Genomic DNA, 15,945 nt, shown 5'->3' with positions numbered 1-15,945 from the left:
GCCGTAAGCTCCGTCGTCACGATGGCGGGCCTCGCACCGCGGCCGGGCGAAGTCCGCGCGAAGGCCGTGGAATCCACGTCCACAACGCACCGGCCGCGGCGAAACCGACCAGCCCGCTGACGACGATCCCCAGCCCGAGCCCGGCGAGCGCGGTCACGCCGGCGAGCAGCAGCGGGCCCAGGCCGGAGCCGATGTCGCCCAGTTCGTTCCAGATGCCGAGGTGCGTCGGGCGGCCGACGGACGGGGAGACGTCGGCGCCGAGGGTCATCACGATGCCCGAGCCGATGCCGTTGCCGAACCCCATCACCATGGCCACGACGGCGAGCAGCACCGCGCCGTGCGTGAGCGGCATCAGGACGAAGGAAGCGCCGAGCACGAACGCGGACGGCACCGCGACCCACCGGCGCCCGTGCCGGTCCATCACCTTGCCCGCCGGGTAGAACACGAGCGCGTCGATCGCGCCGGCGAAGCCGTAGATCAGCGAACTGACCGTGGGCGAAAGGCCGAGGTGCGCGGCCCACAGCGGGACCACGGTCTGGCGCGTCTGCCGGATCCCGGAAAGCAGCAGCACGCCGACGCCCAAAGTGGCGTACACGCGCCACTTCTGCTTGATCATCCCCCAGGTCGTGATCGCCGCGACGGCCGCGCGGTGTTCCGCGGTCGTCTCCAGATCCGGCACCCGGTACGCGACGGCGCCGGCGGCGAGCACCGCGACCAGGCTCAGGTAGTACGCGCCGGCCGTGCCCCAGAACTGCATCACCGCGGCCCCGGCGAACGGCCCGAGGAACAGCCCGACGCGCATCGTCCCGCCGAGCGTCGACAACGCCCGCGCCCGCATGTGCAGCGGCACGGATTCGGTCAGGTACGACTGCCGCGCGAGGCTGTAGACCGCGCTCGCGGCGCCGATCAGCAGGACGCCGGCGCCGTAGAGCACCAGCGCGCCCTGCCCCGTGCCGATGTTCACCAGGCACAGCACCAGCCCGACGGCCGAAACCGCCGCGGCGAGGACCATCGACTTCCGCTCGCCGACCCGCGTCGCGAGGATGCCCGCCGGGATGTTCGTGACCAGCGCCCCGATCCCCAGCAACGCCCCGATCAGCGCCGCGACGGGAGTCGTGGCGCCGCGGTCGATCGCGCTCAGTGCCACGACCGGCAGCATCGACCCCTCGGCGAGCCCGAACAACGCGGCCGGCCCGTACACCGCGACGGCCACCGAGCGCAGCCGGAACTCCTCAGCCACGCGCGGCCACCGCCCCGCTGCCGTTCGCGCGGGGAGCCCGGCCTGGCTTCCCGGCGCTGAGGAGTTCCGTGCCCACGATTCGATCTTCGCAAGCCCCGGCCGCTCACCGGGCCGCTCGTGTCCGGCGCCACACCCTCGCCGGCGGACTTCGGCACGTCTGTCCGGAAAGAGCTTTTCGCCCCCCGCAAGGGAGTCCTACGCGGTGCAGCTGCGCCGGAAGGTCGCCACGGTGTCGCCGATCGTGGTCGCGATGACGCCGTCGTCGGTGAGCACCGGCCGGCCGAAGCCGCCGGAGTCCGGGCTGGTGACGAGGGTGTCGGCGAGGACGCCGCTTTCCCAGACCCCGAGCGCGTAGCCGCGGTCGGCGGTCCGGTCTGCTCCCCGAACACCCGGCCGAGGTCTTCGGCCACCCCGTTGTGCCAGCGGATCGCGGTGGAGCACCCGTTCCCGGCTTGGGTCCACGTGTATCCGGCGGCAGTGGACGTAGCACGCTCCGCGAAACTGCCGGGTTTCCTGGGACTGAGGTGAATGTCCGTTATCGAACGTTCGCAGGTACAAGGTCATCATCGTTTCGGGATAGCCTCGCGCGGCTTTCTTCCCCTGGTAAGGAGATGTGATGGCGCTTCGCGGGGTACGTGGTGGGGTTCTGGCCGCGGTGGTCGCGGCCGCGGTTTGTTCGGGTACGGCGCAAGCGGCGCCGGCGAGTCTGCCGAGCTACGCGCAGTGGCAGTCCGACGTGAAGCAGGTGATCGATCCGGCGATCCCGTGGCTGCAGGACCACCTCGACGAGGGCGGCCAGAAGCCGGCGATCGTGCTGGACATCGACAACACGGCGCTGGAGACGGGGTACCACCCGGGAAAGCCGAACAAGCCGGTCCTCGCGGTCGCTCAATGGGCCGGCGACCACGGGGTGTCCGTGCTCTTCGCGACGGCACGCAGCGCGGGCTCCGCGTCGGAGACCACCGATCAGCTCACCAGCGCCGGTTACGCGGTCGATGGCTTGTGCACCAAGGAATCCGGCGACTCGAGCCAGGGCGCCACCAAGCAGCGCTGCCGCCAGGAATACACCGACGACGGTTACGTGATCCTGGAGAACATCGGCAACCACGACCACGACCTGGCGGGCGGCAACTACCTGAAGGGTTACCAGCTCCCGGACTACGACGGTCAGCTGTCCTGACGCCTCCGAACGCACCCGGCCGATCAGTCCAGGAATCGTGGCCCGGGCTCAGTTCTGGTTCCCGTAGGACTGTTCGCAGGGGTAGCCGTCGCGGTCCGCGTCCCAGCTCAGGGGGTAGCCCGCTTTCGCCCACTCGTCGTAGGCGTAGCTGTACGAGTAACCGTCGGCGAACAGCCGCTGGCACGGGGTCAACGCCGGGACAGCCGTCGGCCGGGTCACGGTTGCCTGCGGCTGGACCACCACGACCGGCGGCGCGGTCACTGTCACGGGGGCGGGCGCGGTCTGCTGCGTACCCGCTTTCGATGCGGGAGCCACGGGTGCGGGCACAGCGGTGCCGGGCACCGTGACGCCGCACCCGACGAGTCCCGCCCCCGCGAGCATCAGTGCCGGTACCGCCCAGCCCATCCTGTTCATGCCGTCGCCTCCGCTTAGCCGGTGTTCCTGCACCCCCAGTCGGCGGATTCACCCGGGATGCAACAGGAAACGGCGGCCGCGGGCCCGATGGTCCCGTTCCGTTACCCCGGCCCGCTGCCACCGACGGACTGCACCTGAACGGGACCTCCGTGCTGGTCGATCAGTTCGCGACCACACTGACCCGGGTCGGGTAATCCCACTGGCAGAGGAGAAGTTCCCGAAATGACCCCAGCCCCACAGGACTCCCCCACCTCCGGCGCCGCGGCGCTCGGCGTGCGGACCCCGCTCGAATTCACCCGCCAGCTCGAGCAGACCCCCGGCGGCCTCTCGCGGCCGCTGGCGCCCGGGCAGACCTGTCGCGTCACCGTGTTCGACGTGGCCTCCCGCTCGAGCACGGTCGTCGCCGAGTTCGACGACCTGCTGCTCGAAGCGCCGAACTGGTCGAACGACGGCAAGACCCTCTATTTGAACGGGGAGGGCGCGCTGTGGGCGCTCCCGCTCGGTTCCGCCGGCCGGCCCCGCCGGATCGAGTACGAGGACCTGCCGTACCTCAACAACGACCACGTGCTCGATCCCGGCGGCGCCTCGATCTTCATGTCGGCGATGGACGGGCAGATCTACCACGGTTCCCTCGACGGCGGCCCTGTCCGCCGGGTCACCGGCGACGACGCGGTGTGGCATTTCCTGCACGGCGTCTCGCCCGACGGGAAAACGCTCGGCTTCGTGCTGATCGACATGGCGGGCAGCCCGGCGAGGCTCGCCCTGATCCCCGCCGAGGGCGGCCCTGTCACGGTGTGCGACACCGGGCCCAGCACCGTCGACGGGATCGAGTGGTCCCCCGACGGCGAATGGCTCTACTTCAACACCGAGCAGTGGGCCGGCCGCCCCGGCCACTCCCAGCTGGCCAGGGTGCCCAGTGCGGATCCCGCGCCGGAGCGGGTCGAGCGGCTCGCCACCACCGACACCGTCGACTGGTTCCCGCACCTCTCCCCCGACGGGCGGCTCGCGGTCTACCTCCAGTTCCCGGTGGGCACCGAGGGCCATCCGGAGAACCTGCCGGTGGAACTCGTCGTCGTCGAGGTCTCGGACTGGTCCGCGCCGCTAGCCCGCGTGCCGCTGTTCGGCGGCCAGGGCACCATCAACGTCAACAGCTGGAGCCCGGACTCGGCCCGCTTCGCTTACGTCTCCTACCCGCTGGCCTCCGACGCTCCGAGGTGATTACGGCGCGAGGACCCGTCGCCAGTAACCGGTGACACTGCGGCGCAGCTGCTCGACGTCGACACCACGCGGGTCCAGCAGCCGTTGCAGGGCGATCCCGCGCAGCTGTCCGACGATGGCGATCGCGACGTCTTCGGGCTTGAGGCCGGGGGCGACGGCACCGTCCGCGATCCCGGCCACGACGTCGTCGCGCAGGTCGGCGCGGAAGGCCTCGTCGCGCTCGCGGAAGATCGGGGCCAGGTCGGGTTGGGTGGCGGCCTCGGCCCACAGCAGCAGGAAGGCCTGGTTGAACACGCCGATGCGGGCCAGTTCGCCGAGGTAACCGTCGACCAGGCGCAGGAGGCGGTCCGGCCCGGGCGGCACCTCGTCGAGGCCCGGCACGAACGCGGTCTGCGTCGCCCGGGCCAGCCGTTCCACCAGTGCCTGCTTGCCGCCGAAATGGTGGGTGACGATGCCGCGGCTGTACCCGGCGCGTTCCCCCACACGGGCCAGGGTCAGCGACCTGACCCCCTGCTCGACGACCAGCTCGGCGGCGGCCGTCAGCAGCGCGGCCTCGGCCTGGTCACGGCGTTCCTGCTGGGTGCGGCGGGTGGTCGTCATGCCCGGAGCCTAGCAAAGAAACTTGCGTGTCACCCAACAAGTATGTGTAGGGTGGGCGGCGTACTCGATACCGGCTCCAGGAGGCTTCCGATGATCGAAATCGACGAACGCGCACTCGACGCCCTGGTCACCGACGACCCGGGCGGCCCGGTCGTGATGCTCAACCTGTTGCGCTTCCGCCCGGACGGCGGCCGCGAGAGCTACCAGCGCTACGCCGAGGCGCTCGCCCCGTCCATCAACGCCCGCTACGGCCTGAGCGTGGTGTACCTGGGCGACGGCGGCCGGGCCCTGGTCGCCGAGGACGGCCAGGCCTGGGACATGGTGGTCCTGGTCCGCTACCCGGACCGCCAGGCGTTCGCCGCCATGATCCGCGACCCCGAATACCAGGCCGTCGCCCACCTGCGCAGCGAGGCGCTGGTGGAATCGGTGCTGCAGCCGACCACACCGTTCGCCGCCTGATGCCCGCGGTCTTCGTCCACGGGAACCCGGAGACGACGGCGGTCTGGGCACCACTGCTGGCCGAGCTCGCCGACGCCCGGTCTGACCTGATCTGCCTGTCCCCGCCCGGTTTCGGCGCGCCGCTGCCCGCCGGGTTCGGCGCTACCCAGACGGACTACCGGGACTGGCTCGTCGAGGAGCTGACGGCGCTGGGCGAGCCGGTGGACCTGGTGGGTCATGACTGGGGTGGCGCCCACGTGGTGAACGTGGTGCTGAGCCGCCCGGACCTCGTCCGCAGCTGGGCGTGCGACGTGCTCGGGATCTACGACCCCGAATACCAGTGGCACGAGTTCGCTCGCCGGTGGCAGACACCGGATGTCGGTGAAGCTGATGTCCTGGCGCGGTTCGGCGGCACGGCCGAGGAGCGTACGGAAGCGTTGGCGGAGCGGGGAATGAGCCGGCAAGTCGCGGCTCGCGTCGCGGAGGGGCAGGACGCGGCGATGGGCCGAGCGGTCCTCGCGCTGTACCGCTCGGCCGCCGATCCGGGCACGCTCGGTCTCGGGCTGGACTTGGCGCGCGCGGCGGCGCGTCCGGGTCTGGCGATCCTGGCCACCGCGGACCAGGCCGTCGGCACCGAAGCACAACGCCGTCGAGCCGCCGGCCGGGCCGGTGCCCGAGTGGCGGTGCTCGAAGGCCTGGGCCACTGGTGGATGACCGAAGACCCGGCCCGGGGCGCCGCGGTCCTGACCGACTTCCGGGCCACGATCCGCTGAGGGCTTTCGCCTGCGCGCAGATCAGCCCACGGCGAAGAACTCCAAGTACGCCTCGGCCAAGGCGGCCGGGTTCTCCCAGGCGATGTTGTGCCCGGCCGCCGGAATCACCACGCCGCGGACGTCGCGAGCCACCTGCGTGAGCTGCTGCGCCACCGCATCCCCGAGGTAGTCCGCCGCGCCGACGGCCAGGACCGGGCAGCCGATCGGGTCGCCGTACTGCGGGCGGTTCTGTTCGGCGCCGGTGTCGCGGGCGCGGTACATCTCCAACCACAAGAACCCCGTGCTCGGCCCCAACACCGAGGCCCGCGTCGCCAACGTGCCGGTCAGCTGCATCAGGATTCTCCGAGCCGGGACGGTGGTCCGGCGGACGTGAGACCATCGCTGCCATGGGGAATCTGCTGGGGGAAGACACTCTCTGCCCGGTCCGGACCAGATGACCGGACACCAAGCGCGGCGGATCGACGCCGGGCGCCTGCCCGAGGACGTGCTGGCGCTCGTCGGCACGCTCCGGCCGGGCGAAGAGCTGCACATCGTCAGCGACGGCACCACGATCGCCACGATTTCCGGTGCGGCCGGTGCCTTCCACGGCGGAAACAGTGGAATCCCCGCCGGCGAGAAGGTGACCCTCGTGGCCACCGCGATGAAGCTGTCGGAGTCGGCGCGGACAACGCTGTCCGCCCAGCTCGGCCCCGATTACCTGGTGGTCGACCTGCACTCGGCCCCCGAAACCGTCGACGTGCTGCTGATCCCACCCGTCAGCCCCCAGCTGATCGGGAGCCTGCGGGCGAGGTTCCCGAAGGCCAAGGTGGTCATCGCCGAGATCGAGGACCGGGAACTCGGCGTCAGCTACGAGGGTCCGCTCCGCCGTCTTCTCGACGCGGGCGCCGACACCTACCTCCCCGTCGGCACCATCCCGCAGATGGCCAGGCAATTGGACCGCAGCCTGACTCACCTCAACCAGATCACCAGCGCCACCCCGCTGACCATCGAATCGCCGCAGGACCGCTAGCTACTCAAGGGAAACGGTCGCCGTGAGCGTGGCGCCGTCGGGCAGCGTGACCGGGGCGGCGAGGCCGACGGTGATCAGGTCTCCGGTCACGGTGACCTGCGGCGACGGCAGTTCCCGGCCGTCGAGCTGGAGCTGGACTCGCGGTCCGCGGGCGGGCGCGGACGGCAGCTGCAACTCGAGTTCGGCCAGCCGGACCTCGCCGTAGCGGACCTCGATCGAGGAAACCTGGTGCCGGGCCGTGCGCTGCTGGCGGAGCAGGCCCCAGCCGCCGGCCGAGGTGAACGCGGCGGCGAAGTCCTCCGGGCCGATCCTCGGCGCGAAGGCGAGCTTGCCCTGCGGCCCATGGCAGGAAAACCCGCAAGCAGCGAGGAAAACGCTGTACCCGGCCATCGCCCTCGCGTAATGCCCGCTGCACTCGATCTCGTTGTACGGATTGCGTTTCGCCGGCGAATACCGGTTGTGCACCGCGCGGGTGACGATCAGGCCCTCGTCCACCATTCCCTCGTAGATCATCTGCGCAGCGAGCTGGTACTCCTGGCCGGTCCAGGATTCGTTGAAGTACATGGCGACCCCGGCCGGCGGGTTGCCGTTGGCCTCCCCCGCGCCGCCGTGCGGGAAGGTGGTCATGATCATCGCGGGCTCCCCGGCCATGGCGAACCAGCGCCCGCCCGGGATCGCGGTGTTCGCCGCCCGGTACGCGGCCGGATCGAGCACGAAGTTGTACCGGTAGATGCTGGCCAGCGCCGTGTTCGCCTGCACCGGGTCGAAGACCCGCGGCAAGCCGAGCTGCCAGGCGGCGTTCTGGCCGAGCATCTGGTCGATGTGGCAGCCGGCGTTGGAATTCGGCGCGTCCGGCGCGGCCGGGTCGATCAGCTGGACGAAGTACTCACCGTTCCACAGCTCGGTGGCGATCGACGCGATGCCGGACTTCGCCAGCTCGGTGCAGGCCGACGCGAACGCGGTGTCGCCCATCTCGGCCGCCATCGCGGCGCCGGCGAGCAGCGCGGCGTCGTACATCCCGGTCAGCCAGGCGATTTCGCCGTACCAGACCGCGTCGAGGGTGTTGGGCTGCGCGCCGGTCAACGTCCCGTTGTGCTTGGCGTCCTTGCTGATCACCCAGCCGATCGCCTGCTTGATCCGCGGCCAGTTGGCCTGCAGGAACCCGCTGTCCGGGGCCAGCTGGTGCTCCCGGTAGATCCGCAGGATGGTGCCGCACTGGCCGTCGGTCGCCCAGACCCGGTCGGCCTCGGCGCGGTTGCCGATCTCGCCGGTGTCCGGGTGGAAGCCGATGCCGAGGTCGACCCGCTGCCGGGTGTCGCGCTCCAGCGACGGGAACAGGCGGGCGATGCTGTGCGCGTAACTCCAGACGTGTTCGCAGGTGCCCGGCGCGCAGTTGACGCCCTCCCAGGCGTAGAACCGGCCGTCGGACAGGCGCAGCGCGACGTTGGTGGCCAGCGTCGCCGAGGTGAGCAGGGTCCGTTCCAGCAGCCAGTGCGGCAGTGTGGAGTCTTCGTACCAGGTGCGCACCCACCGCCGGGTCGCCGTCTCCAGGCGGGCCAGGTTCGCGGCCAGATAAGCGGTCACAGCCTGCGCCGAGGCGAACGAGTTCGCGTAATGCCGTTGCAGGGAGCCGATATCAGTGAGGAAGGACAGCGCGTTCCGGTCCGGGACCGGAAAATACCACGCGAGCACGAACCGGACGGTGCGGCTCTCCCCCGGCGCCAACGCGAACCGCGCGGTGACCGCGCCGGTGATGGTGCCGAGCGCGCCGTCGATGCTCGCCGGTCCCGGGCCTGACGTGGCGATCGCGGTGGGGCTGCTCCAGTCCGCGATCGACGGCCGGACGGTGAGGTCGCCGAGCCCCGCGGACGTGGCGCCGGGCAGCCCGTCGCCGAGCACCGCCGAGATGCTCTGCGTGCCGCCGTCCGGCAGGGTGCCGATCGGCGGCACGCTCGCCGGCACGTCGGTGAAGCTGATGTTACTGACGTTGAGGTGCCCCCAGCCGCTGGTGGCTGAGTCAGCGATGCTGATCTGCGCGGACTTTCCTTGGTAACGAAGGAGATCGAGGTACTCCAGGTGCATCGGCTCGGTGTCGTCCCCGGTGAGCGCGCCGACCACCTGGCCGTCCACCACGACCCGCAACGCGGTCGTGGCGGGATCGTTGCCGCCGCCGACCCAGGCCGCGACGTAACGTCTGGAGATCGTGAACGCGGCGCTGGTCAGGGTGCCGGCGTAACTGTCGGCCAGAGTCGCGTCGCCGGCCGCGGCGATGAAGTTGTGCGAAGTGACGAACTGCGGGCCCTGCGCGTTCAGGTCGCCGAAGCGCAGCATGTAGCTGGGCACCTCGCTGACTTGCACCGGACCGGAGCCGAAGGCGGTGCCGGTGACCGTCCAGCCGGTGTAGTCCGGGTCTTCCCAGCTCTCGAAGAGAATGTCCGGACGGGTGCTGGTCACCGGTTCGTTCGCGGCGGTGAACTGCACACCGCGATAACCGGCCCCGTCGATCGGCTCGGCGGACAACGTGATCGGCGTTCTGGTCCGCGACCGCAAGGCCACCGGATTCTCCGCCCAGCCGGTCAGTTCCGCGACGACCCGGGAATCGGAGGTATTGGTCAGGGTGTATGCGGCCACGGTGACCGGTAGTGTGGAATCGTCCGCTTCACCCGGGATGAACGGGGCGAAGGCGTCCAGGTGAATGGCGACCGGACAGCCGCTGTCACGATAGTCCACTTGGCCCATCGGGTACTGCCCGGTGAAAGTCACGTCGGCGAATCCGGTCGCGTCGACGGCCCGCGCCATGCTGGTTCCGTGCCCGGATGTATGCACCACGAAACCGTTGCCGAATGGCGAAAACTGGAGGTTCGGCTCGGCGTACTGCGGCCCGCCGCAGTTGTCCCACGGCGCGGCCGGCGCGTTCGATACGTCCCAGTACCAGAGCTTGCCGTCGCCGCCCAGGTACACCTGGCCGCAGGCGCCGCCGCCGATCGGCATCCCGATATAACGCAATTCCTCGCCGGTGCGGGCGGTCGGGGCGCCGCGCCGGTAGAGCGCGGCCGCGCTGATCTGCTCTCCGGGCGGGGCGGGAAACTGTTCATCGCCGAGATGGCCGGAGCCGTGCGCCGCCATAACGCCTCCCGAGAAACAATTTCCCGCCACGATTTCTCCAGAAGCTTGAATCGCGGGACTCGGGTTGTCAACGACCGACCAGGTAGCCCTGGAGCCCGTGGGGAAATGCCACCCGATCAGCCGAAAGCGCCCTATCGCCCCTGAATTACCGGGTTCGCCAAAGTTCCCACCCCGCTGATCTCGACAGCGACCTCGTCGCCCGGTTTCAGCGGGCCGACGCCGGACGGGCTGCCGGTGAGCAGCACGTCGCCCGGGCGCAGCGTGAACCACCGGGTGACATCCGCGACGAGGGCCCCGACGCCGAAGACCAGCTCGCTCGTCGAGGCGTCCTGGACCGTCACGCCGTTGACCCGGGTCCGCAACCGGAGCGCCCCCGGGTCGGGGACCTCGGTCTCGATCCACGGGCCGAGCGGGCAGAAGGTGTCCGAGCTCTTGGCCCGGGCCCATTGCCCGTCGGCCCGCCAGTCGGCCGCGGTCACGTCGTTGGCGCAGGTGTAACCCAGCACGTAGGCGCCATAGGACGATTCGGGAACGTTGCGCGCCGTGCGGCCGATGACGACCGCCAGCTCGCCCTCGTACTCCAGCCGCGTCACCTCCGCGGGGCACACGATCGCCGCTCGCGGCCCGGCCACGGCGTTCGGTGCCTTGAGGAACAGGGCGGGCCGGCTCGGCCAGGTCCGGCCCTTCTCCCGGATCTGGCTGCCGTAGTTGCTGCCCGCGCAGACGATCGTCCGCGGCTCGCAGGGCGCGAGCAGGCTCACCTCGCCGAGCGGCGCGATCCGCCGTCCCGGCCGGCGGTCCGGCCCGGCGAGGAGTTCGTGGACGTACTCGCCGACCATCACTCCGGCCGCCGGCCGTTGTCCCCGCCGGTACCTGACGATGCGCACGACTCCCCCGCGCCTACTGCCGCGGTTCCGGGGCCCGGGCCATCGCCTCCCGGATCAGCTGCACGGGATGCCAGGCGTCACGCCGGGCGCCGTGGAGGATCTGCTGCCGGCACGAGACCCCGGACGCGACGACCACCGTCGAATCTGGCTCCGCGGCAACGGCGGGGAAGAGCCGGTCGCTGCCCACGGTCATGGACACCGCGTAGTGCTCGGACTCGAAACCGAACGACCCCGCCATCCCGCAGCAGCCGGCGTCGACCTCCTCCACCTCGACGCCGGGGATGAGCTGGAGCAGGGCCACGGTCGCGGCGGTGCCCACTTCGGCCTTCTGATGACAATGCCCGTGGTACAGCAGCCGGCGGCCCGCCGGCCACGAGTCCTCGCGCAGTCTCAGCCTTCCTTCTTTGACCGCCGTAGCCAGGAGTTCTTCGACCTGGTGCACCCGTCCGGAAATGTCGGTCACCTTCGGATCGCCCGGGACCAGCGACCGATGCTCGTCGCGCAACGTCATGAGGCAGGACGGTTCACAGCCGACGATCGGCGAATCCGGCTCCGTGCTGGCGGACAGGGCGTGCGCCAGCTCGCGGGCACTCGACTTCGCCTTGTCCACCAGGCCTTTGGACAACGCGGACCGGCCGCAGCAGCCGGCCGCGTTCAGGCGGACCTGCCAGCCCGCCTGTTCGAGGAGTTCGATCGCGGCCTGGCCGATGCCCGGCTCGGTGTAGGTCGTGAAGCAGTCGGCGAGGAAGGTCAGCTGTCCCAAGGGAGCCGGCACCGGCGCGGCGTCACGGCGGCGGAACCACCGACGGAGGTTACGTCGTTCGAACCGCGGCAACGGCCGGTCCGGCGCGATGCCCAGCAGCCGGTCCGCCAGGCGCCGCAACGGTTTCAGCCGTCCGGGCACATTGGACAGCGGCGCCGTGGCCGAGCCCAGTTTGTTGAGCACCCCGATGGCGCCGAAGATCCGGGAGCGCAGCGGTACCCCGTGCCGGTCGTTGTAGTGCGAGAGCGTTTCGCTCTTGAGGGTGGCGATGTCCACCCCCAGCGGGCATTCGCTCTTGCACGCCTTGCACATCAGGCACAGGTCCAGCACCTCGTGCAGCCGCTCGTCCCCGAGCGCCGCCGCGGGGTCCGGTTCCGACAGCGCCTTGACCAGGGCGTTGGCGCGCCCCCGGGTCGAATCCTCCTCCCGCCGCGTCGCCATGTAGGACGGGCACATGGCCCCGGAGCCGGTTTTGCGGCAGACGCCGATGTTCATGCACCGGTCCGCGGCGCCGCGCATGCCGCCGACGACCTCGAAGTCCAGCCGGGTGCGCAACGGCGGGGCCGGGGGCAGCGTCGCGTCCCTCAGGTTGTCGGTCATCGGCTGGGCGTCCACGATCTTGCCGGGGTTCAGCCGGTTGCCGGGATCGAACAGGTGCTTGACCTGCCGCATGGCCTCGTACAGTCCGTCCCCGAACAGCTCCCGGTTGAACTCGCTGCGGGCCAGCCCGTCGCCGTGCTCGCTCGAGTTGACACCGCCGTATTCCCGGACCAGGTCCTTGATCTCCTCGGCCACCGCCCGCATCGTCGTGACCTGCGCCGGATCGGCGAGGTCCACGAAGGGCCGGATGTGCAGGCAGCCGACCGAGCAGTGGCCGTAGAAGCCGGCGGTGAGTTCGTGGCGCTCCAGCACTTCCCCGAAGCGCCGGGTGTATTCGGGCAGGTGCACGGGATCCACGGCGGTGTCCTCGACGAACGCCAGCGGGCGCCGGGTGCCCTCGCTCGCCGCCATCAGCAGGCCGAGGCTCGACTTGCGCACCTTCATCAACGCGCCCTGCTGATCCGGGGTGACGGCCCGGAGCGTGTGGTAGCCGTGGCCGTGCTCCGCCCACAACGCGGTGAGCCGGTCCAGCTGGGCGAGCAGCGCGGACTCGTCGTCGCCGGAGAAGGTCACGAACAGCAGGGCCCCGGGGTCCCCGGCGAGGATCCGGCCGAGCGAGGCGTACTCGATCTTCTGGCGGGACAGGTCCAGGATGGTCCGGTCCATCAGCTCGACCGCCGCCGGGTCGCAGGCCATCGCGTCCCCGGTGGCCGCGATCGCGGTGGCGGTCGAGGTGAAGTGCCCGACGGCGATCACCGTCCGGCGGGGTTTGGGGACGAGGTCGACCAGCGCGCGGGTGACCACCACGAGGGTGCCTTCCGAGCCGACGACGAACTTGGCCAGGTCCGGCCGGCCCGGCCCGGCGGCGCGGTCCAGCCGGTAGCCGCCGGCCCGGCGCCAGAACTGCGGGAATCCCCCGGCGATGGCGGCGGAATTCGCGCGGACGAGGTCCGGGAGCCCCCGGCAGATCGCGCCCTCCAGGGTGGGCAGGGCGGCGCGGCGCGTCCATTCGGCCTCGTCCCACGGCGCCAGGCGGGTCCGCTCGCCGTCGGCCAGCACCACGTCGAGCTCCCGGACGTGATCGATCGTCATGCCGTACCGGATCGAGCCGCTGCCCGCCGAGTTGTTCCCGATCATGCCGCCGATCGTGGCGCGGTTGCTCGTCGAGGTGTCGGGGCCGAACATCAGGTTCGACGGGGCCGCGGCCCGGTTCAGCTGATCCTGCACGACGCCGGCTTCGACCAGCGCCGTCCGCGCGTCCGGATCGATTTCGACGATGCGGTTCAGGTGGCGCGAGAGGTCCATGACCAGCCCCGGCCCCACGGTCTGCCCGGCCAGGCTCGTCGCCGCGCCGCGCGGGACCAGCGAAACCCCTTGCTCGGCGGCAATCTTCACCGCGGCGGCCACGTCTTCGGCGTGCCGGGGGAAGACCACGCCGACCGGAGTGATGGAGTACATGCTGGCATCACGGGAAAACAGGTGCCGCGAGTAGTCGTCGAAAGCGACTTCGCCGTCGAGGTCGCGCCTCAGGCTGCGTTCCAGGTCCGGGTGCGCGAGGGCGTCTTCGGACTGGCGCTCGGTGTGCACACTCATTGTCGGTTCTCCTTACCGCGAGCGGAAAGAACGAGGCGGATCACGCGGGCCGCAGCACGTCCAGCGCGGCGTTGAGCCCGGCCGGGTTCACGGGCACGCCCGCCAGCGCGAGCCCCATCTGCACCCCCGCGAGGGTGCCGGCCAGGGCCAGGTCGTTGAAGTGGCCGAGGTGCCCGATGCGGAAGATCCGGCCGGCGAGCTTTCCCAGCCCGGCGCCCAGGGACATGTCGAACCGGTCCAGGATGATCGCGCGGACCTCGTCGGCGTCGTGGTCCACCGGCATCAGCACCGCCGTGAGCGAGCCGGAGAACTCCCGTTCGTCGGCGCACAGCACTTCCAGCCCCCAGGCGCGGACGGCGGCCCGGGTCGCCCGCGCATGGCGGGCATGGCGGGCGAATACCTGCGGGAGGCCCTCTTCCCGCAGCATCTCCAGCGCTTCGGCGAGCCCGTAAAGCAGGTTCGTGGCCGGGGTGTAAGGAAAGAAACCGCGCTGGTTGGCCTCGATCATCGGTCCCCAGGCCCAGAAGGACTTGGCGCCGGAGGTCGCCGCCGAAGCCTCGATCGCCTTCGCGCTGACGGCGTTGAAGCTCAACCCCGGCGGCAGCATCAGTCCCTTCTGGGACCCGGCCACCGTCACGTCGACTCCCCACTCGTCGTGGCGGTAGTCGATGGAGCCGAGCGAGGAGATCGTGTCGACCAGCAGCAGCGCCGGATGGCCGGCCGCGTCGATCGCCTGCCGGATTTCGGCGATACGGCTGGTGACACCGGTCGACGTCTCGTTGTGGACGACGCAGACGGCCTTGATCGAGTGGGCGGCGTCGGCGGCCAGCTTCTCTTCGACCGCACCGGGATCGGCCCCGTGCCGCCAGTCGCCGGGGACGAAGTCGACGGTGAAACCCAGTCCACGGGCCATTTCCTGCCACAGCGTGGCGAAATGACCGGTCTCGAAGCACAGCACCCGGGCGCCCGGGTCCAGGGTGTTCACCAGCGCCGCCTCCCAGGCGCCGGTGCCGGAGGCGGGGTAGATCACGACCGGCCCGGTCGTCCCGAACACGGGCCGCACCGCCGCCAGGACGTGCCGCGCGAGGGCCGAAAACTCGGGCCCGCGGTGGTCGATCGTCGGCGCCGACATCGCGCGCAGCACGCGATCGGGGACGTTGGTCGGTCCGGGAATCTGCAGGAAGTGGCGACCGGCGTGAGTGGTCATGGGTTTCGGATTCCTCCAGTTGTGCCGTATGATGGCACGCGTACCGTATGGCGACACAGCGGACCATAACCCCCGGCCGGAGAGGGAGTCAACGGATGCAGAGCGTCCTGAATGCGCTGCGCGTGCTCGAGGAGGTCGCCACCCGCCAGCCGATCGGCGTCGCGGATCTGGCGCGGGCACTGGACATTCCCAAGAGCTCGGCGCAGCGCGCACTGATCACCCTGCAGACCGCCGGCTGGCTCCGGCAGGTCGGTGGCGGGTCGACGGACTGGGTGGTCACCACCAAGGCCCTGCACGTCGGCCGGCACGCGAGCGGCGAGCTGAGCCTGCGCGACGTCGCCGTGCCGGCCATGGAGGAGCTCCGCCGCCGCACCGACGAGACGATTCACCTGACCGTGCCCGAAAACCTCGACCACATGGTCCTGATCGAACGGCTCGAGACGTCCAAGCCGGTCCGGATCTTCATGCAGCTCGGCATGCATCTGCCACTGCACGCTTCCGCCAACGGCAAGGCGGTGCTGGCCGCCAGCCCCGAATCCGCCGTCGAGGAGTACCTCGCGGCGGGCCTGCCGCGTTTCACCGGCACGACCATCGACGACCCGGACCGGCTGCGCGCCGAATTGGACACGATCAGGACCCGTGGTTACGCGGCCAACAGCGGCGAGTGGCGGTCCGACGTCTCCGCCGTCGCGGCCGCCGTGCTCGGCGACGCCGGGCTGCCCGTGGCGAGCATCAGCGTCAACATGCCGACGAGCCGGATGACCGGCGAGCTCGCCGCCGAGTACGGCGTGCTCGTGCGCGCCACCGCGGCACAAGTCGGCGCCACCCTGATTGCCTCTTGACGACAGGCCCGAAGCGCGCCCATATTTGACCGGTCAATGGAATGACTCTTCCACA

15 protein-coding genes are annotated in these 15,945 nt (G+C 70.7%); 6 read left to right on the top strand and 9 right to left on the bottom strand.

Annotation, left to right across the window (positions count from 1 at the left end):
• Window positions 1-16 precede the first annotated feature (16 nt).
• Together OG371_RS36255 and OG371_RS36250 are read right to left on the bottom strand one after the other, a co-directional pair.
• Window positions 17-1,240, bottom strand: a complete 1,224-nt coding sequence (locus OG371_RS36255; RefSeq protein WP_329060260.1) for an MFS transporter — start codon at window positions 1,238-1,240, stop codon at window positions 17-19.
• Window positions 1,241-1,435: 195 nt separating this feature from the next.
• Entirely contained in the window at window positions 1,436-1,702 is a 267-nt protein-coding gene (locus OG371_RS36250) for a hypothetical protein (RefSeq protein ID WP_329060258.1), read from the bottom strand.
• A gap of 154 nt (window positions 1,703-1,856) precedes the next feature.
• On the opposite strand from OG371_RS36250, the gene OG371_RS36245 reads away from it, so the two are divergent.
• The gene (locus OG371_RS36245) at window positions 1,857-2,420 is read left to right on the top strand and encodes an HAD family acid phosphatase (protein WP_329060256.1); all 564 of its coding nucleotides are present in this window, start codon (window positions 1,857-1,859) and stop codon (window positions 2,418-2,420) included.
• 48 nt (window positions 2,421-2,468) lie between these two features.
• Here the strand turns inward: OG371_RS36245 and OG371_RS36240 are convergent, their stop codons facing one another.
• The gene (locus tag OG371_RS36240; protein WP_329060255.1) at window positions 2,469-2,834 is read right to left on the bottom strand and encodes a hypothetical protein; all 366 of its coding nucleotides are present in this window, start codon (window positions 2,832-2,834) and stop codon (window positions 2,469-2,471) included.
• Window positions 2,835-3,056: 222 nt separating this feature from the next.
• Here OG371_RS36240 and OG371_RS36235 point away from each other — a divergent pair, with 222 nt between their 5' ends.
• Window positions 3,057-4,052 (top strand): TolB family protein, encoded by a 996-nt coding sequence (locus OG371_RS36235; protein WP_329060253.1) that lies wholly within the window; start codon window positions 3,057-3,059, stop codon window positions 4,050-4,052.
• Here OG371_RS36235 and OG371_RS36230 read toward each other — a convergent pair whose 3' ends face one another.
• A complete protein-coding gene (locus OG371_RS36230) occupies window positions 4,053-4,652 on the bottom strand; it encodes a TetR/AcrR family transcriptional regulator (protein WP_329060251.1) in 600 nt (199 codons plus the stop codon).
• Window positions 4,653-4,742: 90 nt separating this feature from the next.
• On the opposite strand from OG371_RS36230, the gene OG371_RS36225 reads away from it, so the two are divergent.
• Together OG371_RS36225 and OG371_RS36220 are read left to right on the top strand one after the other, a co-directional pair.
• Window positions 4,743-5,111, top strand: coding sequence for a DUF1330 domain-containing protein (locus OG371_RS36225; RefSeq protein WP_329060249.1), 369 nt, complete (start codon window positions 4,743-4,745; stop codon window positions 5,109-5,111).
• A complete protein-coding gene (locus tag OG371_RS36220; RefSeq protein WP_329060247.1) occupies window positions 5,111-5,863 on the top strand; it encodes an alpha/beta fold hydrolase in 753 nt (250 codons plus the stop codon). The genes OG371_RS36225 and OG371_RS36220 overlap by 1 nt, the downstream gene beginning before the upstream one ends.
• A 21-nt stretch (window positions 5,864-5,884) precedes the next feature.
• On the opposite strand, the gene OG371_RS36215 is transcribed toward OG371_RS36220, so the two are convergent.
• A complete protein-coding gene (locus tag OG371_RS36215) occupies window positions 5,885-6,196 on the bottom strand; it encodes an alpha/beta fold hydrolase (protein WP_329060244.1) in 312 nt (103 codons plus the stop codon).
• A 100-nt stretch (window positions 6,197-6,296) separates the two neighbouring features.
• Here OG371_RS36215 and OG371_RS36210 point away from each other — a divergent pair, with 100 nt between their 5' ends.
• Window positions 6,297-6,872, top strand: coding sequence for a hypothetical protein (locus OG371_RS36210; RefSeq protein WP_329060243.1), 576 nt, complete (start codon window positions 6,297-6,299; stop codon window positions 6,870-6,872).
• Here OG371_RS36210 and OG371_RS36205 read toward each other — a convergent pair whose 3' ends face one another.
• The 4 genes from OG371_RS36205 to OG371_RS36190 all read right to left on the bottom strand — a co-directional run bounded on the left by OG371_RS36205 (window position 6,873) and on the right by OG371_RS36190 (window position 15,048).
• A complete protein-coding gene (locus OG371_RS36205) occupies window positions 6,873-9,998 on the bottom strand; it encodes a GH116 family glycosyl hydrolase (RefSeq protein ID WP_329060241.1) in 3,126 nt (1,041 codons plus the stop codon). It abuts the gene before it with no gap.
• A 131-nt stretch (window positions 9,999-10,129) separates the two neighbouring features.
• Window positions 10,130-10,885, bottom strand: coding sequence for a fumarylacetoacetate hydrolase family protein (locus tag OG371_RS36200; protein ID WP_329060240.1), 756 nt, complete (start codon window positions 10,883-10,885; stop codon window positions 10,130-10,132).
• A 13-nt stretch (window positions 10,886-10,898) separates the two neighbouring features.
• Window positions 10,899-13,841 (bottom strand): FAD-binding and (Fe-S)-binding domain-containing protein, encoded by a 2,943-nt coding sequence (locus tag OG371_RS36195; RefSeq protein ID WP_329060238.1) that lies wholly within the window; start codon window positions 13,839-13,841, stop codon window positions 10,899-10,901.
• Between the two features lie 40 nt (window positions 13,842-13,881).
• Window positions 13,882-15,048, bottom strand: a complete 1,167-nt coding sequence (locus OG371_RS36190) for a pyridoxal-phosphate-dependent aminotransferase family protein (protein WP_329060236.1) — start codon at window positions 15,046-15,048, stop codon at window positions 13,882-13,884.
• A 95-nt stretch (window positions 15,049-15,143) separates the two neighbouring features.
• On the opposite strand from OG371_RS36190, the gene OG371_RS36185 reads away from it, so the two are divergent.
• Window positions 15,144-15,890 (top strand): IclR family transcriptional regulator, encoded by a 747-nt coding sequence (locus tag OG371_RS36185; protein WP_329060233.1) that lies wholly within the window; start codon window positions 15,144-15,146, stop codon window positions 15,888-15,890.
• Window positions 15,891-15,945 lie beyond the last annotated feature (55 nt).

It is taken from the genome of Amycolatopsis sp. NBC_01480 (assembly GCF_036227205.1).
GTDB lineage: Bacteria > Actinomycetota > Actinomycetes > Mycobacteriales > Pseudonocardiaceae > Amycolatopsis.
The sequence above is the reverse complement of the archived record's forward strand: the minus strand, read 5'-3'. Positions and strand labels throughout refer to the sequence as shown.